Source organism: Pseudoalteromonas amylolytica, assembly GCF_001854605.1.
Classification (GTDB): domain Bacteria; phylum Pseudomonadota; class Gammaproteobacteria; order Enterobacterales; family Alteromonadaceae; genus Pseudoalteromonas; species Pseudoalteromonas amylolytica.
Window position 1 is genome coordinate 190210 of the sequence record NZ_MKJU01000006.1, and the last position, 22080, is coordinate 212289.

Annotated in this window: 15 protein-coding genes and 1 tRNA gene; 14 read left to right on the forward strand and 2 right to left on the reverse strand. The window is 43.0% G+C overall.

Features of this window, described 5'->3' with window-relative positions; genetic code table 11:
* The first annotated feature begins 19 nt into the window (after positions 1–19).
* The 6 genes from murC to lpxC all read left to right on the forward strand — a co-directional run bounded on the left by murC (position 20) and on the right by lpxC (position 6606).
* Positions 20–1429: a UDP-N-acetylmuramate--L-alanine ligase gene (gene murC / locus BET10_RS02345; protein WP_070983425.1), complete on the forward strand. Its 1410-nt coding sequence runs from the start codon at positions 20–22 to the stop codon at positions 1427–1429.
* Positions 1426–2334, forward strand: a complete 909-nt coding sequence (locus tag BET10_RS02350) for a D-alanine--D-alanine ligase (RefSeq protein WP_070983214.1) — start codon at positions 1426–1428, stop codon at positions 2332–2334. The genes murC and BET10_RS02350 overlap by 4 nt, the downstream gene beginning before the upstream one ends.
* Position 2335: 1 nt before the next feature.
* The gene (locus tag BET10_RS02355; RefSeq protein ID WP_070983215.1) at positions 2336–3115 is read left to right on the forward strand and encodes a cell division protein FtsQ/DivIB; all 780 of its coding nucleotides are present in this window, start codon (positions 2336–2338) and stop codon (positions 3113–3115) included.
* On the forward strand, positions 3112–4344 hold the full coding sequence (gene ftsA / locus BET10_RS02360) for a cell division protein FtsA (RefSeq protein WP_070983216.1): 1233 nt from the start codon (positions 3112–3114) through the stop codon (positions 4342–4344). The genes BET10_RS02355 and ftsA overlap by 4 nt, the downstream gene beginning before the upstream one ends.
* A 20-nt stretch (positions 4345–4364) precedes the next feature.
* Positions 4365–5609 carry a cell division protein FtsZ gene (ftsZ, locus tag BET10_RS02365; RefSeq protein WP_070983217.1) on the forward strand — a complete coding sequence of 415 codons (1245 nt, stop codon included), beginning with the start codon at positions 4365–4367 and terminating at the stop codon, positions 5607–5609.
* Positions 5610–5694: 85 nt separating this feature from the next.
* Positions 5695–6606 carry a UDP-3-O-acyl-N-acetylglucosamine deacetylase gene (gene lpxC / locus BET10_RS02370; protein WP_070983218.1) on the forward strand — a complete coding sequence of 304 codons (912 nt, stop codon included), beginning with the start codon at positions 5695–5697 and terminating at the stop codon, positions 6604–6606.
* A gap of 26 nt (positions 6607–6632) precedes the next feature.
* Here the strand turns inward: lpxC and BET10_RS02375 are convergent, their stop codons facing one another.
* The gene (locus tag BET10_RS02375; RefSeq protein ID WP_070983219.1) at positions 6633–7133 is read right to left on the reverse strand and encodes a DUF721 domain-containing protein; all 501 of its coding nucleotides are present in this window, start codon (positions 7131–7133) and stop codon (positions 6633–6635) included.
* Positions 7134–7522: 389 nt separating this feature from the next.
* Here BET10_RS02375 and secA point away from each other — a divergent pair, with 389 nt between their 5' ends.
* The 5 genes from secA (at position 7523) to nagP (ending at position 17182) form a co-directional block, all read left to right on the forward strand.
* Entirely contained in the window at positions 7523–10234 is a 2712-nt protein-coding gene (secA, locus tag BET10_RS02380; protein WP_070983220.1) for a preprotein translocase subunit SecA, read from the forward strand.
* Positions 10235–10290: 56 nt separating this feature from the next.
* A complete protein-coding gene (gene mutT / locus BET10_RS02385; RefSeq protein ID WP_070983221.1) occupies positions 10291–10686 on the forward strand; it encodes an 8-oxo-dGTP diphosphatase MutT in 396 nt (131 codons plus the stop codon).
* A gap of 115 nt (positions 10687–10801) precedes the next feature.
* Positions 10802–12868 carry a M13 family metallopeptidase gene (locus tag BET10_RS02390; RefSeq protein ID WP_070983222.1) on the forward strand — a complete coding sequence of 689 codons (2067 nt, stop codon included), beginning with the start codon at positions 10802–10804 and terminating at the stop codon, positions 12866–12868.
* 211 nt (positions 12869–13079) lie between these two features.
* The gene (locus tag BET10_RS02395; RefSeq protein ID WP_070983223.1) at positions 13080–15659 is read left to right on the forward strand and encodes a family 20 glycosylhydrolase; all 2580 of its coding nucleotides are present in this window, start codon (positions 13080–13082) and stop codon (positions 15657–15659) included.
* 221 nt (positions 15660–15880) lie between these two features.
* Positions 15881–17182, forward strand: coding sequence for an N-acetylglucosamine MFS transporter NagP (gene nagP, locus BET10_RS02400; protein WP_070983224.1), 1302 nt, complete (start codon positions 15881–15883; stop codon positions 17180–17182).
* A 188-nt stretch (positions 17183–17370) separates the two neighbouring features.
* Here the strand turns inward: nagP and BET10_RS02405 are convergent.
* Positions 17371–17446 (reverse strand) — tRNA-His (locus tag BET10_RS02405).
* Positions 17447–17630: 184 nt separating this feature from the next.
* Between BET10_RS02405 and BET10_RS02410 the strand changes: the two genes are divergently transcribed.
* From BET10_RS02410 to BET10_RS02420, 3 genes are all read left to right on the forward strand, one after another.
* Positions 17631–18446: a mechanosensitive ion channel family protein gene (locus BET10_RS02410; RefSeq protein ID WP_070983225.1), complete on the forward strand. Its 816-nt coding sequence runs from the start codon at positions 17631–17633 to the stop codon at positions 18444–18446.
* A 21-nt stretch (positions 18447–18467) separates the two neighbouring features.
* Positions 18468–19253 carry a DUF481 domain-containing protein gene (locus BET10_RS02415; protein ID WP_070983226.1) on the forward strand — a complete coding sequence of 262 codons (786 nt, stop codon included), beginning with the start codon at positions 18468–18470 and terminating at the stop codon, positions 19251–19253.
* A 212-nt stretch (positions 19254–19465) separates the two neighbouring features.
* Positions 19466–22063: an SLBB domain-containing protein gene (locus BET10_RS02420; RefSeq protein ID WP_170829094.1), complete on the forward strand. Its 2598-nt coding sequence runs from the start codon at positions 19466–19468 to the stop codon at positions 22061–22063.
* Positions 22064–22080: the final 17 nt, after the last annotated feature.

Sequence of the window (22080 nt, forward strand, 5' to 3'; positions counted from 1 at the left end):
AACCAGTAATCGTCGAGCTATGAGAAGAATTAACACCATACACTTTATTGGTATTGGTGGAGCCGGTATGGGCGGCATAGCGGAAGTACTAGCGTATGAAGGATATCGCATCACTGGATCTGATATTGCAAAGAATGCGATGACAGAGCGGTTATTGAAAGCTGGCGCAGAAGTATTTATTGGTCATCACGAAAATAACATTAAAGACGCTAATGTGGTTGTGGTTTCAAGCGCTATCGATGAACGCAATCCAGAAATAATCGCGGCAAAGGGCGCACGTATTCCCATTGTAAGACGTGCTGAAATGCTCGCAGAGTTGATGCGTTTTCGTCATGGTATCGCCATCGCGGGTACCCATGGTAAAACAACAACAACCAGCCTCATTGCCAGTATATTTGCGCAGGCAAAACTTGACCCAACATTTGTGATCGGAGGATTGCTAAACAGCGCGGGCACCAATGCAAAGCTAGGCACTGGTGATGTATTGATAGCTGAGGCAGATGAAAGTGATGCTTCGTTTTTGCATTTACAGCCAATGGTTTCTGTAATCACTAATATTGAAGCAGATCATATGGATACATACGAAGGTGACTTTGAAAAAATGAAAGACACCTATGTGGACTTTATCCATAATTTGCCGTTTTATGGCTTAGCTGTGGTGTGTATAGACTCAGAAGTTGCAGCAGATTTGATCCCACGTTTCGCGCGTCCAACTATTACTTACGGTGAGTCAGAACTTGCGGACTATCGCATGGAAAACTTTAAGCAAACGGTAAGTAGTAGCGAATTCACTGTGGTAACCAAAAAAGGTGAAGCGATTGAAGTTAAATTGAATATGCCGGGCAGACACAATGCGCTCAATGCGACCGCTGCCATTGCCGTTGCAAAAGATCATGACATAGATAATGCAGCAATTTTAGCAGCACTTGAGAAATTTGAAGGTATTGGCCGACGCTTTCAGCATTACGGTGAGTTTGACAATGAGCGAGGTAAAGTCATGTTGGTTGATGATTATGGTCATCATCCGTCAGAGGTTGCAGTGACGATTCAGGCTGCGCGTGCCGGATGGGCCGATAAGCGCTTAGTGATGATCTATCAACCGCACCGTTATACTCGAACCCGCGATCTGTATGAAGATTTTGTCAAAGTGCTTTCAGAAGTCGATCAGTTGATCCTACTGGATGTATATAGCGCGGGAGAAGCGCCAATTGTGGGGGCTGATAGCAAGAGTTTATGCCGTAGCTTACGTCAGCGTGGTGTTGAGCCAATCCATGTGTCAGATCACGCCGAGTTATCAACAATATTGGCTGAAACATTACAGGATAATGATCTGGTTATCACGCAAGGTGCAGGCAACATTGGTCAAATCGTAAAACAATTAGCTGCTACCAAAATGTCGGTGGCAGCACTACAGCAAGGTGATGCATGAGCACGTTTGGAAAAGTAGCAGTATTGCTGGGCGGAAGTTCAGCTGAGCGTGAGGTGTCTTTAAAATCAGGCGAAGCTGTACTCAATGCATTATTGAGTGCAGGAGTTGATGCAATTGCATTTGACCCGGCAGAACGAAACCTGTGGGAGTTAAAGAGTCTGGCAGTCGAGCGTGTGTTTATCGCGCTGCATGGCCGAGGTGGTGAAGACGGCACCATCCAAGGTGCTTTGGAATATATGGGTATTCCCTACACAGGAAGTGGTGTATTAGGCAGTGCTTTAGCGATGGATAAAGTACGTTGCAAGCATTTATTTAAGTCAGCCAAACTCAGCACCGCGCCATATGCGGTGGTTGATGCTAACGCCGGGTTTAATGCTGATGCCATCATAAAGGAATTTGGCAAAGTGATGGTTAAACCTTCTCATGAAGGATCTAGCATAGGTATGGCGCAAGCGACTAATGCGCAGGAACTAACAACGGCATTGACGAATGCCTTTGAGTTTGATGAGCAAGTGTTAGTAGAGCAATGGATTACTGGCAGAGAATTCACTGTTGCCATGTTAGGTGATGAAGCTTTACCTGTGATTGAAATGAAGACGCCACGTGGTTTTTATGACTATGAGGCAAAGTATCAGGTAAATAGTACACAATATTTTTGCCCTGCTGATATTTCACATGCGCATAGTGCTCAGCTGCAGGTAATGGCGAAACATGCTTTTGAATTGGTTGGTGCAAGTGGTTGGGGCCGAGTTGATGCAATGCAAGATGAAAATGGTCACTTTTATTTACTTGAAGTGAATACTGTACCAGGCATGACGCAAAAGTCGTTGGTGCCGATGGCGGCAAAAGCACAAGGCATAACTTTTGAGCAATTAGTTGTTCGCATTTTGGAGCAAACGCTTTAAGATGCGTGCATTTTTTGAAAAAGCTAAACAAATGAATCAACGCCTTAATTGGTCGTTGTTGCTCGGAATAGGCTTTTTCATTTTAGTAATAGTGAGTGTAGTGCGAGGGACCTACTGGGTTAGTGACTGGTTGGTGGAGCATAAAGACGCGCAAATCAAGCAGTTAACTGTACTGGGTGAGCCGCACTACACAAAAGAAGCTGATATTATTGCCGCGATCAAACAGGTTGATTTAAGCAGTTATTTTGAGCTCGATGTTCAGTCTGTACATAGCAAGGTTAAAGCACTGCCTTGGATTGCACATGTTTCTGTGCGAAAGCAATGGCCTGATCAGCTGCAAGTTTATGTTGTAGAGCATACCCCTGTAGCGGTTTGGAACAGTGACTTGTTATTGAACCAAGATGGTGAAGTGTTTCAGGCACAAAGCGATTTGGTGAGTGAACAGTTGCCTCAGTTATATGGACCTGAAGGCAGTGAGCAAGAAGCATGGCAAACATTTTTGCAGTTTAAAGACATGCTGGGTGTGAATGACTTTAAATTGGTTAGTTTAGCGCTGTCAGAGCGCTTTGCTTGGCAATTGTGGCTAGACAGCGGGATCCGATTAAATTTGGGTCGTGAGAAAATAGCGAAGCGGGTACAAAGATTTATTGATGTCTATCCGAAAATGCGAGCACCTGAGGGCGCTGCGTTAGACGTGGTAGACCTGCGTTACGATATCGGGCTTGCGGTAAGTTGGAAGTATCCGCAAGAACAAGAACAACAAAGTAAGAGTGAAGCATGACTAAGTCAGCAGAAAGAAACCTAGTGATAGGGTTAGATGTAGGTACTTCAAAGGTGGTTGCGACTGTTGGCGAGATCACCGCAGACAATCAGCTTAGTATTGTGGGAGTGGGTAACCAAGTCTCCCATGGTATGGATAAAGGTGGTGTGAACGATCTAAACCTTGTTTCTGAGTCGATTCGTCGTGCAATTGATGAAGCTGAGCTAATGGCTGATTGTCGAATTAGTTCGGTTTATTTAGGGATCTCAGGTAAGCATATTCAGTGTCAAAACGAAAGCGGTGTTGTGGCAATTAATAACGCCGAAGTAAGTGATGATGATATTGCCAATGTGATCCATATAGCGCGTTCTGTGCCAATTTCCGCTGAACGCAAAATGTTACATTCATTGCCACAAGAATATAGCATTGATATGCAGGAAGGTATCAAAAACCCACTCGGCATGAGTGGGGTAAGAATGGAAGCTAAAGCACATATCATTACCTGCTCGAATGATATGGCAAAAAACTTAGAAAAGTGTGTAGAACGTTGTGGTTTGCAGGTAGATCAGTTGACGTTTAGCGCATTGGCGTCCTGTTATTCGGTGCTCACAGAAGATGAGAAAGAATTGGGCGTTGCCGTTGTGGATATTGGTGGCGGTACGATGGACATTGCCATTTATTTAAATGGCGCACTTCGTCACTCAGCGGTTATTCCAGTTGCAGGCAATCAGGTAACGGGAGATATTGCGAAAATCTTTCGTACCCCTATTTCTCATGCGGAGTCACTAAAAGTACAATATGCCTGTGCGAGTAGCCAAATGGCTAGCAACGAAGAAGCGATCGAGGTTCCTAGTGTGGGGGGGCGTCCAGCTCGTTTAATGTCTAGGCACACACTATCTGAGGTGGTTGAACCTAGGTTTCGTGAGTTATTAGAGTTGGCGTTGGAAGAAATTCGCCGCTCAGGTTTTGAAGATCAAATTGCTGCTGGCCTGGTGATTACTGGAGGCAGTGGAAAAATGGCCGGTGCCCTTGAGGTTGCCGAAGATATTTGCCAAATGCCAGTGAGAATTGGTAAACCCATTGGTATCACTGGGTTAACAGATTATGTTAACGATCCTGCATACGCAACTGCGGTAGGTTTGTTACAATACGGCCGAACGCTGCAATCGATGAATGCACAAAAGTCGAAAGCAGAATCGGAAGGAAGTTGGTGGAGCCGCATTACTAGATGGTTCCAAGGTGAGTTTTAAGCTCAAGTCGGAGAGTGAAAATGTTTGATATTATGGAACAGCACAGCGAAGAAGCTGTAATTAAAGTTATTGGTGTCGGTGGCGGTGGTGGTAACGCCGTTGAGCACATGGTGAAACAAGAAATTGAAGGTGTTCGCTTTATTGCAGCTAACACTGATGCGCAAGCGTTACGCAAATCTTCAGCAGATGTAACGGTACAACTAGGTACGCAGATCACATCCGGTTTAGGTGCAGGAGCCAACCCAGAGGTAGGTCGTAAATCCGCAGAAGAAGACATAGAAACGATTAAATCAGCGCTTGAGGGTGCTGATATGGTCTTTATTGCCGCTGGTATGGGTGGAGGCACAGGCACAGGTGCTGCGCCAGTGGTGGCTCGCGTAGCAAAAGAGCTAGGTATTTTGACCGTAGCGGTGGTGACACGCCCATTTGATCTTGAAGGTAAGAAGCGTATGGCCGCGGCAGATCAAGGGATCAGCGAGTTGTCAGAAATTGTAGATTCACTTATTACAATTCCAAACAACAAATTACTGAAAGTGCTTGGTAAAGGCACTACATTATTAGACGCGTTTGCAAAAGCGAATGACGTTCTATATGGCGCTGTGCAAGGTATAGCTGAGTTGATCACGCGTTCTGGTTTGATCAATGTGGACTTTGCGGATGTGAGAACGGTCATGTCAGCAATGGGAACTGCAATGATGGGAACGGCATCTGCTTCAGGCCCTGATAGAGCACAAGAAGCGGCAGAAGCAGCGATTTCAAGTCCGTTGTTAGAAGATGTAGACTTAACAGGTGCAAAAGGCATCCTAGTGAATATTACCGCGGGTATGGATATCACTATTGAAGAGTTTGAAATTGTTGGTAACCATGTTAAAGCGTTAGCTTCTGAGAATGCAACGGTAGTTGTGGGTGCGGTTATTGACCCAGAAATGAGCGAAGAGCTTCGAGTGACGGTTGTTGCAACAGGCCTCGGCGGTGAACGTCGTCCTCAGTTTGGCATTGTAGATAGCGGTTTTAAAAAGGTTGTTGGTTCTGATACAGGTGGCGCGACCCAAGAAAGTGGTCAGTCGGCTGGTATGTTTGTACCAAGCTTTACGCAGCCACAAACAGAAACCGTACAAGAAAGTGTGCCAAGCAACAGTAGCTCAACAGCGGGTAGCAGTCAGTCTAGCACTACGGAATCAAGTAAACCGAGCAGCAAAGACGCGGATAAAGAGAAAGACAACTACTTCGATATCCCAGCGTTTTTGCGTAAGCAGTCAGATTAACATTTGGCTATAGATTAAACGATTGGCAGGTGGTCGTATCTGTGATACAATCCGCCGTCTATGTGTAATAAAAGTGGGCGAAGCTATGATTAGACAACGTACAATTGCCGAAGTTGTTAAAGCAACGGGTGTAGGGCTTCACAAAGGTGAAAAGGTCACGATCACTCTCCGACCTGCGAGTGAAAACACCGGAGTGGTGTTTCGTCGTGTGGATCTTGACCCAGTAGTTGACTTTGAAACTACGCCTGAGGCTGTGGGTGATACCCAGCTATGTACGTGTTTGACAAACAAAGATGGCATCCGTCTATCGACCACTGAGCACTTAATCGCCGCTGTTGCTGCGATGGGTATTGATAACCTGATTGTGGAGCTGGATAGCTCTGAAGTGCCAATTATGGATGGGAGTGCATTACCATTCATTTATTTATTGCAAAAGGGCGGTATTAAAGAACAAAACGTGGCTAAGCGTTTTATTCGTATCAAAGAAAAAGTGCGTGTAGAAGAGGGCGATAAGTGGGCTGAAATTACCCCTTATGATGGCTTCCACATAGACTTTGAAATTGCTTTTGACCATCCAGCTATCAATGATAGCCGTCAGCGTATTGCGCTTGATATTACAGCGCAGAGCTTCACAGAAGAAATAAGTCGAGCCAGAACCTTTGGTTTCATGAAAGATATCGAGTACATGCATGCTAATAACCTTGCGTTAGGTGGCAGCATGGACAATGCGGTAGTGCTTGATGACTATAAGGTGCTAAACCCAAATGGCTTGCGCTATGACGATGAATTTGTGAAACATAAAATATTAGACTGTGTTGGTGATATGTTCATGGCAGGTCATAATATTTTAGGTAAAATCACCTGTTATAAGTCAGGCCACGGTTTGAACAATAAGTTGCTACGTACGATTATGGCGACTGAGTCGGCATGGGAATGGGCAACATTTGATGAGCCTGTCGCAATGCCTGCACCTGGATTGGAAGTTGCCACGGCTTGAAATAAGAAAGCAAAAAAATGACGCTCTCAAGCGTCATTTTTTTTACCTTTTTTTTGGGCATGAGTGGCTAGCTTCAAAAGTTTTTCTTGGAGGCTAGGGGGAGCATTTTGTGCCAGTTCAACTAATTGCGCTGCTGTTTGCTCGCTCATTACCCTTCCTGTGTTCGGTTCTTTTGATTGGCCCTGTTTGTTGTCTCTAGGGGTTAAGCGCTGTTGAGCTTCAGGGTTAGTGACTACCTTAACTTGTGTACACTCGATCATGCCTGCTTGTCTAAACTTCGATAAAACTTCCATCTTCAGATAATTGAGTCTTGTGGCCAAAGTTGCTGATGCAGCTTCAATAACGAGTGTGCCATCACGGTAGTTAGCAACACGGGCTTTTTTACTCAAAATAGGCCCTATTGCAGCCTCTAAAGTATGTTGAAGATGCGCCATTGTTTGTGATTTGTGGGTATAGTCACTTAGCTTATCTGACCACTTGCCCATCAATTCATTGAGTTGTTTTGGATCATAGCGGTTTTTTGCCATACCGAAAGTAGCCTATTTGCTGATACTCAGCTCAGTATAACGCTGCATCAGGCGCAACAGAAGTATTTGCGCTCTTGAATTGCATTAAATCGTACCCATATATTGGTAGGACCTCGGATACCTTCTTGAGCATTACAAGCAGCTGACTTACAACGTAGCAACTTAAGTTTACGTTCCAACCGTTAATTGACAGGAAAACGCGGTTGATTTCATTTCAGTGGTTTGCACACTCGCTGAGTCTGGTATGATAGGGCATAATTTTAACTTCAGGCATTATAGCGAGGTTTAATTAACTTGCTGCCAAAGCGAACAGTGCGGCCTCATATGCCAATAAATAACAATATGGATATGGCGAAGGTCAGCCATCACAAGAGTGAAACGGTTTTAACATGATAGCTAATTTATTTACCAAGATTTTTGGTAGTCGCAACGACCGCACTATTAAAAACTTAAGAAAAACGGTCGCCCTAATCAATGCGTTAGAAGAACAGTACAGCTCCCTTTCGGATGAAGAACTAAAGGCTAAAACAGCAGAATTCAGACAGCGTTATGAGCAAGGTACAAGCTTAGACGATCTCTTGCCAGAAGCGTTTGCAACGGTTAGAGAAGCCTCTAAGCGTGTATTCAATATGCGCCACTTTGATGTACAGATGATAGGTGGTATCGTTTTGCATCAAGGCCGTATATCTGAAATGCGTACGGGTGAAGGTAAAACACTTACCGCGACCTTACCTGCATACTTAAATGGTTTAACTGGTAAGGGCGTGCATGTTATTACGGTCAATGACTACTTGGCCAAACGTGATGCCGAAACGAATCGCCCATTGTTCGAGTTTTTGGGCTTAACCGTTGGTTGTAATGTGCCTGGCATGATGCCTCAGCAGAAAAAAGAAGCGTATGCTGCAGACATTACTTATGGTACTAACAATGAGTTTGGCTTTGATTACCTACGCGACAATATGGCATTTAGCATTGCTGAACGAGTACAGCGCCCGCTTTATTATGCCGTGGTCGATGAGGTGGACTCGATTCTAATTGATGAAGCGCGTACCCCATTGATTATTTCTGGTCCTGCAGAAGACAGTTCTGAGCTATACGCGAAAATCAATACGCTAGTACCTTCTTTAGAACTACAAGAAAAAGAAGATGAAGAAGGCGTGGAAGGCGATGGTGACTTTACATTAGATGAGAAGTCAAAACAGGTTCACCTGACCGAGCGTGGCCAGCTTAAAGTTGAAGAGTTACTCATAGACAATGGCTTGATTGAAGAGGGAGACTCACTTTATTCAGCGGGCAATATTACGTTGTTGAGCCATGTATATGCGGCGTTACGTGCCCATAAACTGTATCAAAAGGACGTAGACTACGTAGTAAAAGATAACGAAGTTATCATTGTTGATGAGCATACTGGTCGTACTATGGAAGGCCGTCGTTGGTCTGAAGGTCTGCATCAGGCAGTTGAAGCTAAAGAAGGTGTTCGCATTCAAAATGAGAACCAGACACTGGCATCAATTACTTTCCAGAACTACTTTAGGATTTATGAAAAGCTCGCTGGTATGACGGGAACCGCAGACACTGAGGCATTTGAGTTCCAGTCAATCTACGGTTTAGACACGGTTGTTATTCCAACGAATAAACCGATGATCCGTGATGATCGCGCTGACTTGGTATACCTAACTCAAGAAGAAAAATTTGAAGCAATTTTGGAAGATATTCGTGATTGCCAAAAGCGTGGACAACCAGTATTAGTAGGTACTATTTCAATTGAAAGCTCTGAATACCTTTCTCATTTCTTAACGAAAGAAAAAATTGAACACAACGTACTAAACGCTAAATTCCATGCCCAAGAAGCTGATATTGTTGCTGATGCTGGTTTGCCAGGTAAAGTGACCATTGCTACTAACATGGCTGGACGTGGTACAGATATTGTTCTTGGTGGTAACTGGCAGTCAGAAGTGGCCAAGCTCGAGAACCCATCGGAAGAACAAATCGCTCAGATCAAAGAAAAGTGGAAGCAAACGCATGATGCTGTTCTTGCTGCTGGCGGTTTGCATATCATCGGTACTGAACGCCACGAATCTCGTCGCATCGATAACCAGTTACGTGGTCGTTCTGGCCGTCAAGGGGACGCGGGTTCGAGTCGTTTCTATCTGTCAATGGATGATGCATTAATGCGTATCTTTGCAGGTGAACGCATGACCAACATGATGCGAAAGCTAGGTATGCAGCGCGGCGAAGCGATTGAACACCCATGGGTAAATCGCGCGATTGAAAATGCACAGCGTAAAGTAGAGGCACGTAACTTTGATATTCGTAAACAGCTTCTGGAATATGATGATGTGGCGAACGACCAACGCCGTGTTGTATACGAGCAGCGTAATGAGCTACTAGAAGAAGGCGATATCTCAGAGACCATCACTGCTATTCGCAGCGACGTGCTAAATAGCACTATCGATCAGTTTATTCCGCCACAAAGCTTAGCTGAAATGTGGGATATCCCAGGTTTAGAAGAACGCTTGAAAGCTGACTTTTTACTTGAGTTACCAATTGCTCAATGGCTGGCTGATGATGAGAAACTGTACGAAGAGAAGCTTCGTGATCGTATCATCGAAGAAGTAGAATCAGCTTACAAGCAAAAAGAACAGATGGTTGGTCCTGAAGTGCTCCGTCAGTTTGAAAAAGCAGTTATGTTGCAGAGCCTGGATCAGCACTGGAAAGATCACTTGGCAGCGATGGATCACTTGCGTCAGGGCATTCATTTACGTGGTTATGCGCAGAAGAATCCAAAACAGGAATACAAGCGTGAGTCTTTCGAGTTGTTCTCAGAAATGTTGGAGAACTTGAAGGTCGATGTCGTGGGTATTTTGAGTAAAGTACAGGTTCGTGCAGAAGAAGATGTTGAAAAAGTAGAGCAACAACATCGTCGTAGCGAGCAAGCACCAAGAGAATACCAGCATGCGGACGCAGAGCAAGTTGGTGGTGAAGTACCAGAAGGTGCTGCAGCTGTAGCTTCGCGTACTGAACCTAAGGTTGGCCGTAACGAACCTTGTCCTTGTAACTCAGGCAAAAAATATAAGCAGTGTTGCGGTAAACTTAAGTAATAAATAAAAGAGTAACGAAAAAGCGACCTTGAGTCGCTTTTTTTTCGGGAGCGATAATGCAAAAGAAGATAGTAAATGTTGCTGTTGGTGTGATCATGAAAAATCGACACGTGTTTGTCAGTAAACGTGCTGAACACCAGCACCAAGGCGGCTTGTGGGAGTTTCCTGGCGGAAAGGTAGAAGCACAAGAAAGTATTTTTCACGCCCTCAAAAGAGAACTCGCAGAAGAAGTGAATATTACCGTCAATAGTTCACAAGCATTAATGCGTATTGAGCACGACTACGGAGACAAGCACGTTTGCCTAGATATACATTTGGTGGAAGACTTTAGTGGTGAAGCTAAGGGGCTAGAAGGACAGTTATGTCAATGGGTTGCGATTGAGAACCTACATGAATTGTCTTTTCCTGAAGCAAATCGAGAAATTGTCTCCAAATTACAGTCGGACTTTTAAGTGAGTATGTACACGATTTGTTACCATTGAATATAGGTTTATTCGTCCATTGAAATTGTTTTCTGGACGTTAAGCGGTTTAAGATAATGTGGTACAACTTATGGAAATATCATAAATGAATAAAATTAAATTAACGGCGGCGAGCGTCGCAATGACACTTGGTTTGTTGGGGTGCAGTGAACCTGCAAGTAACACTCAGGCTGCAGCTCAGCAGCAATCCCAGCAAGTTGCTAAAGTGTCGGGAATAGACCTAAACAATATTGACCGCACCGTAAGAGCACAAGATGATTTCTATTATCACGTGAACGGAAAATGGCTTGAAAAAACACAAATTCCTGCAGATAAATCAAACTATGGCTCATTTTCACAGCTTTATGATGAGTCTCAAAAAGCCCTAAAAGAAATACTGGAAAGTGCCAAGTCAAATGCTCAGGCTGCGCCAGGCAGCGATGAACACAAGTTAGGTGCATTTTATGCGAGCTATATAGACGAAACCGCACGCGAAGAGCTAGGCCTATCGCCCATAAAAACTTACCTTAGTGAGATCAATGCGGTTAAAGACAAAGCCGAATTACCCGCTTTAATGGCAAAGGTGCTGAGCCAAGGTGGAAACACCCCATTTGGTTGGTATGTTAATAATGATGCGAAGAACTCAACTGAGTACGCACTGTATGTGTACCAGTCAGGTTTGGGTTTACCAGACAGAGATTACTACTTAAAAGACACCGATAAATTCAACAACATACGTGAAGAGTATCAGCAATATATTGAACAGGTTTTTACCAGACTTGGCCATAAAGATACAAAACAGATTGCAGCAAACATTCTAGCACTAGAAAAGGCTATGGCTGATGCACAGTGGACACGTGTAGAGAGCCGTGATGCGACTAAGACTTACAATAAAATGACGCTAGCCGAAGTGGATCAGTTGATGCCACAGTTTGAATTACCAGCATTCTTCAATACCTTTGGGCTAGAACTTAAAGAGCTTATCGTCAGTCAGCCTTCATATTTACAAGGTTTGTCAGAAATCTATGGCGATACGTCACTTGAAACCTGGCAGCAATATCTTACCTTTCACTTTGTAAACAACCACGCCACTTTGCTAAACAAAGATATGGTTGAGCTTAAGTTCAACTTCTTTGATAAAAAGCTTAGAGGCCTTGAAGAGCAAGCTCCTACTTGGAAAAAAGCAGTAGATGCAAGCAATGCAGTATTGGGTGAGTTGCTGGGTAAAACTTATGTTAAGCAGCATTTTCCACCACAAGCGAAAGCTAAAATGGAAGCGCTGGTTGCGAATTTGATCATAGGGTTTGAACAGGCTATTGATGATCTTGAATGGATGAGCGCAGAGACTAAAATTGCAGCCAAAGAAAAATTAAGCAAGTTCACACCTAAGATTGGCTACCCTGATAAGTGGAAAGATTACTCGGCACTACAAATCAACCGTGATGACCTGCTTGGTAACCACGTACGCTATACTCAATGGTCATACCAAGAGATGGTGAATAAAATGGGCAAGCCAGTGGATCGCTCAGAGTGGCTCATGACACCGCAGACAGTAAATGCTTATTATAACCCGGTAAACAATGAAATTGTTTTCCCTGCTGCTATTTTACAGCCACCATTCTTTAACCTTGCTGCAGATGACGCCGTTAACTACGGTGCGATAGGTGCCGTCATTGGTCATGAGCTAGGTCATGGCTTTGACGATCAAGGTGCAAAATATGATGGTGATGGCAACTTGCGCAACTGGTGGAGCGAATCAGATCTTGCACAGTTTGAAGCGCGAAGCAAAAACCTAGTAGAGCAATTCGATCAATTTAAGCCATTTGAAGATGCAAACGTCAACGGTCAGTTTACCTTAGGTGAAAACATAGGTGACTTAGGGGGCTTAACAGTTGCTTATAAAGCTTATCAAATCTCTCTAGGTGATAAAAAAGCGCCAGTTATTGACGGCTATACTGGAGAACAGCGATTTTTCATGGGCTGGTCACAGATCTGGCGTAGAAAATACCGCGAGGAAGAATTGCGTAACCGTTTGGTTACGGATCCACACTCACCGAGCCATTATCGTGTAATTGGCGTATTACCGAATATGCCGGAGTTTTATGAGGCATTTGATGTCAAACAAGGCGATCAGATGTATTTGGCGCCTGAGCAGCGTGTGAAAATTTGGTAAGCACCTGCTTTAGCTAATAAAGAAGCCCGCGATTGCGGGCTTCTTTACTTATAAATCTTGGTTGTTTCAAAACTATGAAAAAATAATGATAGCGCTGTCATTTTAGTTTTTATATGATGAAGGAGAAATGAATCAGCTAATAATTAATCAACTCGCTTATAGAAGAATAGAAACGAAGCGAAGAGACTACCGCTTTATAAAGGAGCATACGATGAGTTTTAAGCAAACGATAATGGCTAGCGTGTTAGCCTCCGTCCCCTTACTTGCCAATGCAACACTGTCGGATAGTGAATTGCAACGCTTTACCCAAGGTACTGCGCTAACATTTGCGGTAGAAGACAACTTCCACAATGGGGCATCGAGCTTTATAGGCTCCATGACGTTGACAAACAATTCTGGTGTGGCGCTACCTAAAGGCGAGGGCGATTGGCAGATTTATATTCATTCGGTACGTAAGATCCATACAAAACAGGCATCAGGGTTTAAAGTTGAGCATATCAATGGTGATTTACATCGTTTCGTACCGACGGCTGAGTTCCCCGGGCTTGCGGGTGGTGAGCAATTAACTATCAAGTTTGAAGCAAATGTTTGGATTGCCGCGTACAGTGACTTTATGCCGCGTGCATTTATGGTTGTTAAAGAACAGATTCCTGCTATTTTTGCTAATACTGATACCGAAGACTTACAACAATTTATTGCACCCATTGAGAGAGAAAACCAACTGAGGCGTTACAATGAACCTGTAGATCGTACTCAGCTAGCGACGGCGAAACTGCGCTATGAACGTAATCAAAACAGTGTCAAAGTGTCAGAAGAAGAAGCGCGCAAAAGAATTATTCCCAAACCCAACAAGGTGGATTTCAATCGTGGCAAAGCCATTCTCGATAGCAATTGGCAAATTCGCTTTGCTGGTCGGTTGAAATCTGAACTTGCGGTTTTTCAGCAGGACTTAGCACAATACGGGTTAACGTTGGACGCACAGCCAGATCACATTGCCGTTCCAAAACAGCCAACAATTATTTTAAAAGTTGATAGCTCTATTGCTGATGGTAAAGCCCAAAGCTATCGTCTTGAAATTGATGATGAGCGAATTGAAATTGTGGGTGTGGACAACGCAGGCGTATTTTATGGTATGCAAAGTTTGTTGGCTTTATTTCCCGCTGATGCGCGTGAGAGTGTAACGTTACAGAATGTAGAGATTGAAGACAGTCCAAGGTTAAGCTGGCGTGGCATGCATTACGATAATGCACGTAACTTTCATGGCAAAGAAGCGATGTTTAAGTTAGTTGAGCAAATGGCGCGCTATAAAATGAATGTTTTGCATTGGCATTTCTCTGATGATGAAGGGTGGCGACTCGATATCCCAGGTTTACCTGAACTGGCACAGATTGGTGGACATCGCTGTTTTGATTTGACTGAGCAAAGCTGTTTATTGACTCAACTGGGAACTGGGCCGTTTAAATCGGGCTCTGGCAATGGCTACTTAACAAGAGAAGACTTTGTTGAGTTACTAAAGTTTGCTAAGGCTAGGCACATTAATATAGTGCCGGAAATAGAGAGCCCTGGACATGCGAGAGCATCCATCAAAGCAATGGAAGCAAGATATAATAAGTTGATAAAGCAGGGTAAAAAGGCGGAGGCTAGCGCTTACTTACTTAGTGAGCCTGGAGATGAATCTCAATATATTACGGTGCAAAGCTATACTGATAATTCTATAAATGTTTGTCTTGATTCTAGTTATGCATTTATGGAAAAAGTGACCTATGAACTACAAAGTATGTATCGTGACGCAGGTACACGATTAACTAACTTACATTTTGGTGGCGATGAAGTTGGGGCCGGGTCATGGGGAAAGTCTAAAGCCTGTCAAAATTTATTTGCGCAACCCAATAATGGTGTGTCAGGTGTTGCGGATTTAAAACCATACTTTACTCAGCGCGTGGCAGAAATGCTCAATAAGCGCGGGATCACACCTGGTGCTTGGGAAGATGGCTTGATGTATGACCGCGTTAACCCTTTCAACCGCTCAGCTTTTCCAAACAAAACATTTACGGCTAATGTATGGGATAACATTTGGGAGTGGGGCGTGGCAGACAGAGCATACCGTTTAGCCAATGAAGGCTATCAAGTTATTTTGTCCCATGGCACGCATCTGTATTTTGACCACCCCTATGAAGCACATCCACAAGAACGAGGTTATTACTGGGCAACACGTTATATTGATACCAAAAAAACCTTTAGCTATATGCCAGATGATGTGTATGGCAATGCTGACTTTACCCGTACTAGAGAGCCGATTGTAAATCTAGAAGCGCTGGTTGGTCGAGAGTTACCTCCACTCGAAAAGCCTGAGAATATTGTAGGAATGCAGGGACAAGTATGGAGTGAAACAATACGTACTGAAGAGCAAGTATTAGCAATGATCTTTCCACGTATTCTAGCTGTTGCAGAGCGGGCGTGGCATAAGTCTAAGTGGGAAAGCGTAGGGTTAAATTCCAAGGAGTTTGATAAAGATTGGCAGTTGTTTGCTGCTGCCTTGTCAGTTAAAGAATTAGCAAAGCTACAGCACGATCAAGTCAACGCAAATCTACCAGTACCTGGCGCGAAGCTGGAAAATGGTAATTTGTTTGCCAATAGCGCATTTCCTTATTTAACAATCGAATATAGTTTGGACGCAGGCCAAAGTTGGCAAGCGTATAGTGCACCGGTCGCTGTGAGTGACCCTTCAGTTGTACGTTTGCGAACACGCGTTGGGAAAAATAATGTAAGTCGTGTCACGGGGCTAAATTGATTTAGCCCTATTCAGGCGCAAAGTCACTAAAATTTTAATGTTTCAGTTTTAGTTACAATTGTGTTTAAAATCTAACTAGTCAAAAGTAAAATTTTAACGTAAAGTTAAATGTCAGCGCTGTCATTTTTTGCTGCCATGCAAAGATAATGCATCTAGCTTTTGCTTTATGGCAATGCATGACAGTCAAAATAATGATATTAATTAGCAACAAGAAGAGAATTATGGAAGCAATCGTGGAAATTGAAGATAAAGAAAAGCAGAGTATTTGGCTCCCGATGATACTTGCAGGTTCAATGTTTTTCATTCTGGGGTGTATCACTTGGCTCAATGGCGCGATTACTCCGTTTTTACAACAGATGCTTGAACTAACACCGTTACAAGCCTCTTTTATTATATCGTCTTTTTATATTGCTGTGACGGTCGCAGGCATCCCTTCAGCGATGTTAATCAAGCGCGTAGGCTATAAAAATGGTATGGCAATAGGGTGTGTCATTATGGCGGCTTCAGCCTTGATGTATATACCCGCAGCTAAAATGCAAATGATAGAAATTTTCTTATTTGCTCAGCTGATGATTGGTGTTGGGCAAACCGTTTTACAAACCGCAGTCAATCCGTATGTCGTTAAAATGGGCTCGGAGAAGTCTGCTGCAGTTCGAGTATGTATCATGGGGTTGTTAAATAAGTCGGCTGGTGTGATTGTGCCTATCGTATTTGCTGCTGTGGTGGTAAGTGGCTTAGTTGAAGGGGCTGCGAAGCTGACTCAAGAGCAAAAAGATATCATGGCAAACAGTCTAATCGCGCCTTATATGGCTATCGCTGGCTTAATTTTCCTGTTTGCTTTATTTGCGAAATTTGCACCTTTACCCGACTTGGTATTTAGTGAAGAAAGCAAAACCAGTAAAGGGGAACTTAAAGAAACACTTGCTCACCCGCATTTGGTTTTAGGCGTAATCGGTATTGCCTTGTATGTGGCTGTGGAGGTTATTGCAGCGGACACCATTGGCTCTTACGCTTTGCAGTTGGGTATTGCTGATTATTCTGTAATGACTTCTTATACAATGACCTGTATGCTTGTTGGATATGCAATTGGTATCGCTTTGATCCCTAAATTTATGTCTCAACAAAATGCGTTGATGATGTCGGGAATTGCAGGTATTGTAACTGTATTAGCCGTTGTATTTGGTAGTAACGAATCTTTTGCTATAGCGAACTTGTTACTGGTACCATTTGGTGGACCTGAGTTGCCAGATCCGTTATTGTGTATTGCATTACTTGGTTTTGCTAATGCTATGGTTTGGCCCGCTATTTGGCCATTGGCATTAGAAGGATTAGGGCGATTAACTGGTACAGCGTCTGGCCTGTTAATTATGGGCATCGCAGGTGGCGCCTTAGGGCCGTTACTCATTGGTCTGGGTAACGTTGCAGGCTTAGGTGCACAAGGTGCGTATAGCTTAATGATCCCAAGTTACCTATTTATCCTCTTCTATGCTGTGAAAGGTCACAAAATGAGAAGTTGGAAGTAAAGTATTTCTATCTATACGTAGAAATAATCCCGTGTGTAATGCCACCGAAAGGTGGCATTTTTTTGCTTAAAATTCGAGCATGAACGAACATCAATGGAAAAATTAAATAACTGAGAGTTGCGCAGGCAGTTGATTCAGGGATAGAAAAACAATGTTTATTCAGTATCGAATTGATACAAAGAGAAAAGTGGGGCGACTGATGGGACTTGAACCCACGACAACCGGAATCACAATCCAGGGCTCTACCAACTGAGCTACAGCCGCCACAAAAGAATTGAACACCTCGTTTGGTGTGGCGCGCATAATACATAAATATCTGGCACTTGCAAAGAGAAAAATGTAATTTTTTAGAAAAAAAATACAAATAAAAAAATCCTTACATACAGACAATATTCATATAATCTATGTATGATCCGCACAAAATCAAAACTCATGCCTAGGAGGCCTTATGGATGTAGCTATTAAGTGGCTAAATGAAAACTCAGATATGTTACTTCATTTCTCGATACAGGCCGTTATAGCCTTAATCATTTTATTTGTAGGTTTGAAGGTCGCAAAAATGTGTGACTCTTTAACTGTCAAAGCTTTTGAAAAGAGAAAAATAGACAAAGCGGTTGGTGGTTTTGTCGCGAATATTGTTTTTGCCGTCGTTTTTGCTGCAACAGTCCTGATGGCATTATCACAAGTTGGTGTTGAAACCACGTCCTTCATCGCTATTTTAGGTGCAGCAGGTCTTGCGATAGGTTTAGCGCTACAAGGTTCCCTTTCAAATTTCGCATCGGGCGTGTTAATTATTATTTTGCGACCGTTCAAAGCAGGTGATTACATCGAGGCAGGTGGCAAAGCGGGTAGTGTTCAAAAGATAGAAATTTTCTCTACAGAGTTGAAGACTCCAGATAATAAAGTCATCATCATGCCAAACTCTGCCATCATGTCGGGTGCAATCGTTAACTTTTCAAGAGAAAAAACACGTCGTATTGATTTAGTAATAGGCGTTGGTTACGATGCAGATCTACGACAAGCAAAGCAAGTGTTAAAATCAGTATTGGATAAAGAAGAGCGTATTTTAAAAGACCCAGCTTACACGGTTGCGGTATTGGAGCTGGCTGATTCTAGCGTGAACTTTGTGGTACGCCCTTGGGTAAAAACCCCTGACTATTGGCCGACTTACTTTGAGTTGGTCGAGAATATTAAGATAGCTTTAGACGAAGCGAATATCACGATTCCATTCCCACAAATGGATGTACATCTTCATAAAGACTAATTTTCGAAAGGTTAAAACGAAATGAAATTAAAAGTTTTATCTCTGTGTGTGATTGCAGCCACAGTAAATAATGCGTATGCAAACGATACAGATGTAAAAAAGACTTGGGATGTTACCAGCGAGGTGGGTGCCATAATAACCAGTGGTAATACTAAAACGACCACTTTAAAGGGCGCTCTAAAAGCAAAGCACAACTTAGAAAGCTGGCACAATGAGTATAAAGTCAGTGGTATCTATAAAGAAGATGAGATCGAGAACGACCAAGGTGAGCGCGTTACAGAGCGTACCAATGAAAAGTATTCTCTATCGACACAAGGTAACTATAAGCTTCAAGAAGATCATAGCCACTTGTTTATCTATGGCTCTTACGTATCGGATTATTTTGGTGCATATCGAAATGAAACGGTGGTGTCTGTGGGTTATGGTCAAAGGCTATTTAGTACTGATGACATGTATTTAAACGCAGAAGTTGGTCCTGGTATAAAGCGCTTTGAGCATCATCAAGATAGTACAGAGTTGGACGACAATGGTAACCCGCTGGCTGGTGAATCTGAAAGTGAGCTGATTGGCGTGGGTAAACTAGACTTTAACTGGCAGATTTCTAAGAACGCACGTTTTACTCAGCTGGTAGCCATTGAATATGGTGAAAGTAACACAAAGACGACCGCAGAGTCTGCATTGATGACCAAAATTAATGGTTCTTTACAGATGAAAGTTGCCTACAACGTCATCCATAACTCTGATGTTGCTCCAGAGAAAGACAACACAGACACAGAGACTTCATTGACCTTGGTTTATAGTTTCTAACGTTCTCAGTAGGACTTCATCGTTTGTTGAAGTCCTACTATTATTCCTCTTAGTGTGTAATTCATCACTTTCTAGTCTTTGATTCAATGTCGTGCATTTTTTAATGTTTTTAATTAGTGTAGAATTGCCGCCAATTTTGATTTATTTTCTGGAAAATAACTTATATGGGACTTCGACTCATTGGATTTTTGGTCTTTTGCTCAGTATTCTTTATGAGCAAATCCATCGCTATACAACTTTCTCCAAAGCAACTAGCTCACATTAAAAGCCTTTCTGCCAGTGAAAAAAGAGAATTGGCTGAACAGTACGGGGTCAGTGTAGATGATTTAAATTCCAATCGCTTACCAAAGAAGAAAAATAATCCTTTAGAAGAGTTGGAAGAGGATACTTTGGGTGACCCAAATCAAGAGCGACTGCCAGAGGAAGAAAAAGAAGAGGAAGAAGAACTCAAGTTATTTGGCTACGACTTGTTTGAAAAGAAAAATGTCGAGCAAGGAGTGAACTTGGCGACGCAAGCTGCGCCGGGTGATTATCCAATGAATATTGGTGATTATTTGATAGTTAGTTTCTATGGCAAACTAGACATCACACATGAAGTTCAAGTAAATGGTGAAGGGCAGTTACTGATCCCAGGTTTATCACCAGTAAATGTGTTGGGATTAACTTTAAATGAAGTGAAGTCCCTGATCCTATCCAAAGTGAAGAAAGAGGTCATTGGTGGTGAAGCGATTGTCACTACGGGTGAATTACAGCCAATTAGAGTCACGATTGCTGGTGAGGTTAAAAAGCCTGGTATTTATACGCTTCCTGCATTGACTAATATTACCCAAGCGCTCAATCATGCCGACGGTATTACTGAGTTAGGTTCTTTGAGAAGTATCCAGCAAAAGCGTAAAGGGAAGCCTGTATCGAATCTAGACTTATACGACTTGCTTTTATCAGGTGATAACTCTTCAGACACAATCTTACGCAATGGCGATGTGGTTTTTGTACCGTCAATTGAGAAACGAGTGATAGTTGATGGGGCTGTAAATCGGCCCGCAATTTATGAGCTGAAAAACGGTGAGCATTTGCAAGACCTGCTAAAAATCGGCGGAGGGGTTGCAGCCGGTGGTTCAAAGCAAAACATTACAATACTTAGATACACTCAACAGAACAGAAAAACAGTGCTGTCGGTTGATTTAAGCCGCAGTGGTGATGCGCAGTTACATGATGGTGATGAGATAAAAATCCCGACCATCTCAAGTGAGCTGGAAAAGGCGGTCACACTGATCGGTGCAGTAACGCATCCAGGGCCTAGACAGTGGCGTGTAGGTCTTAAACTGTCTGATATTTTAGCGTCTTTGAAAAGCGACTTGTTGCCGATTACCGATAAAGACTACGCTTTAATAATCAGGGAAGAACAGGAAGACTCTGACAAATTTGTGCTTCAGTTTTCACCAAAGAGTATCGTCACAGGAACGTCTGATCTTGAGTTGCTTTCTGGAGACCAAGTCGTCTTTTTTAGCCGCTTTGAGAGTGCGATAGAAGAAGTTAATGAACTAAAGCGTTTTGCATATGTTGCCGACGAAGTACTTAAAATGGAGAAGGATAGGCTTCTCGAGGAGTATAAGCGTGAACAGTTCTTTGAATCTATCGGTAGAGAGAGTTTGCTTTCATCGACAAGTACAGAAAAGTCTCAACCGTTAACAACAAGAGAAATTTTGCAAGGTAAGTCACAGGAAGTGTCTGAAAATAACTATTCCTTATATAGTAGACAGCGATTACTGCGCCCCATTATCCGAGAGCTTAACAGACAAGGCTCACCAGACGGAGCTGCGCCAGTTGTGAGTGTAAACGGTGAGGTGCGTTATCCAGGACTATACCCTTTGCCTGTTAACGCCAATATTCCTGGCTTACTTGAGGCTGCAGGGGGGCTTAAAGAGTCGGCTTACCCTGAAAAAATCGAAGTTTCGCGTCTGGCGTATGAAGATGGCGTTGAGGGCATTCGTCATATTGAATTGAATCTTAAGAAATTGACTGGTAACTTTAAAGTTAACAGCAAAGACGTTATTTCTGTATTTTCAAAGCCGAAGTGGCAAGATTCTTCAAAGATAAACATTGTTGGAGAAGTAAGGTTTCCTGGCAGCTATACGCTTTCTGCTGGAGAGACACTAAACGATGTAATTGAACGAGCCGGCGGATTGACAGACTACGCTTTTGAGGGCGGAGCGGTTTTTACTAGAGAATATCTACGCGAACAAGAGCAAGAGTTGTTAAAAGATCTGTCTAAAACGTTACGCGCGGACTTAGCATCTTCAAGTTTCCAAAAGTCTGTTAGTAGCGCGAATCTTTCTTATGAAGATATGGATAACTTAATCAACGATATTTCGCAGCAAGAAGCGCTTGGGCGAATGGTTATTGACTTGCCTAAGGTAATAGAAAATGAGCAAGTTATCTTGTTGAGAAATGGAGATACATTGTTTATCCCTAGAAAAGTGGATACAGTATCCGTAGTTGGGGAAGTAAATGTATCTACTTCAATGCAATACGACCCAGCAATGACCTTGGAAGACTATTTAAATAGCAGTGGTGGATTAAAACAAAAAGCTGACGGAGATAGTATTTACATTATAAAAGCCAATGGTATGGTTGAAAAAACATCTGGAAGCTCTTGGTTTGCGGTTTCTGCCGAAAACCAGATCCAACCGGGTGATACAATAGTGGTACCTTTGGATTACGAACATATTGATAATCTAACCCTATGGAGCAAGGCAACCCAGATCATCTATCAGATGGGTGTAGCGGTTGCAGCGTTGAATGCATTGTAGTGTTTAATAAATGTACA

Coding starts and splice junctions, on each gene's coding strand:
- BET10_RS02395 (WP_070983223.1), top strand. CDS start 13,080: ATGAGTTTTAAGCAAACGATAATGGCTAGCGTGTTAGCCTCCGTCCCC.
- BET10_RS02350 (WP_070983214.1), top strand. CDS start 1,426: ATGAGCACGTTTGGAAAAGTAGCAGTATTGCTGGGCGGAAGTTCAGCT.
- BET10_RS02390 (WP_070983222.1), top strand. CDS start 10,802: ATGAATAAAATTAAATTAACGGCGGCGAGCGTCGCAATGACACTTGGT.
- BET10_RS02420 (WP_170829094.1), top strand. CDS start 19,466: ATGAGCAAATCCATCGCTATACAACTTTCTCCAAAGCAACTAGCTCAC.
- murC (WP_070983425.1), top strand. CDS start 20: ATGAGAAGAATTAACACCATACACTTTATTGGTATTGGTGGAGCCGGT.
- BET10_RS02415 (WP_070983226.1), top strand. CDS start 18,468: ATGAAATTAAAAGTTTTATCTCTGTGTGTGATTGCAGCCACAGTAAAT.
- BET10_RS02355 (WP_070983215.1), top strand. CDS start 2,336: ATGCGTGCATTTTTTGAAAAAGCTAAACAAATGAATCAACGCCTTAAT.
- mutT (WP_070983221.1), top strand. CDS start 10,291: ATGCAAAAGAAGATAGTAAATGTTGCTGTTGGTGTGATCATGAAAAAT.
- ftsZ (WP_070983217.1), top strand. CDS start 4,365: ATGTTTGATATTATGGAACAGCACAGCGAAGAAGCTGTAATTAAAGTT.
- ftsA (WP_070983216.1), top strand. CDS start 3,112: ATGACTAAGTCAGCAGAAAGAAACCTAGTGATAGGGTTAGATGTAGGT.
- BET10_RS02410 (WP_070983225.1), top strand. CDS start 17,631: ATGGATGTAGCTATTAAGTGGCTAAATGAAAACTCAGATATGTTACTT.
- nagP (WP_070983224.1), top strand. CDS start 15,881: ATGGAAGCAATCGTGGAAATTGAAGATAAAGAAAAGCAGAGTATTTGG.
- BET10_RS02375 (WP_070983219.1), bottom strand. CDS start 7,133: ATGGCAAAAAACCGCTATGATCCAAAACAACTCAATGAATTGATGGGC.
- secA (WP_070983220.1), top strand. CDS start 7,523: ATGATAGCTAATTTATTTACCAAGATTTTTGGTAGTCGCAACGACCGC.
- lpxC (WP_070983218.1), top strand. CDS start 5,695: ATGATTAGACAACGTACAATTGCCGAAGTTGTTAAAGCAACGGGTGTA.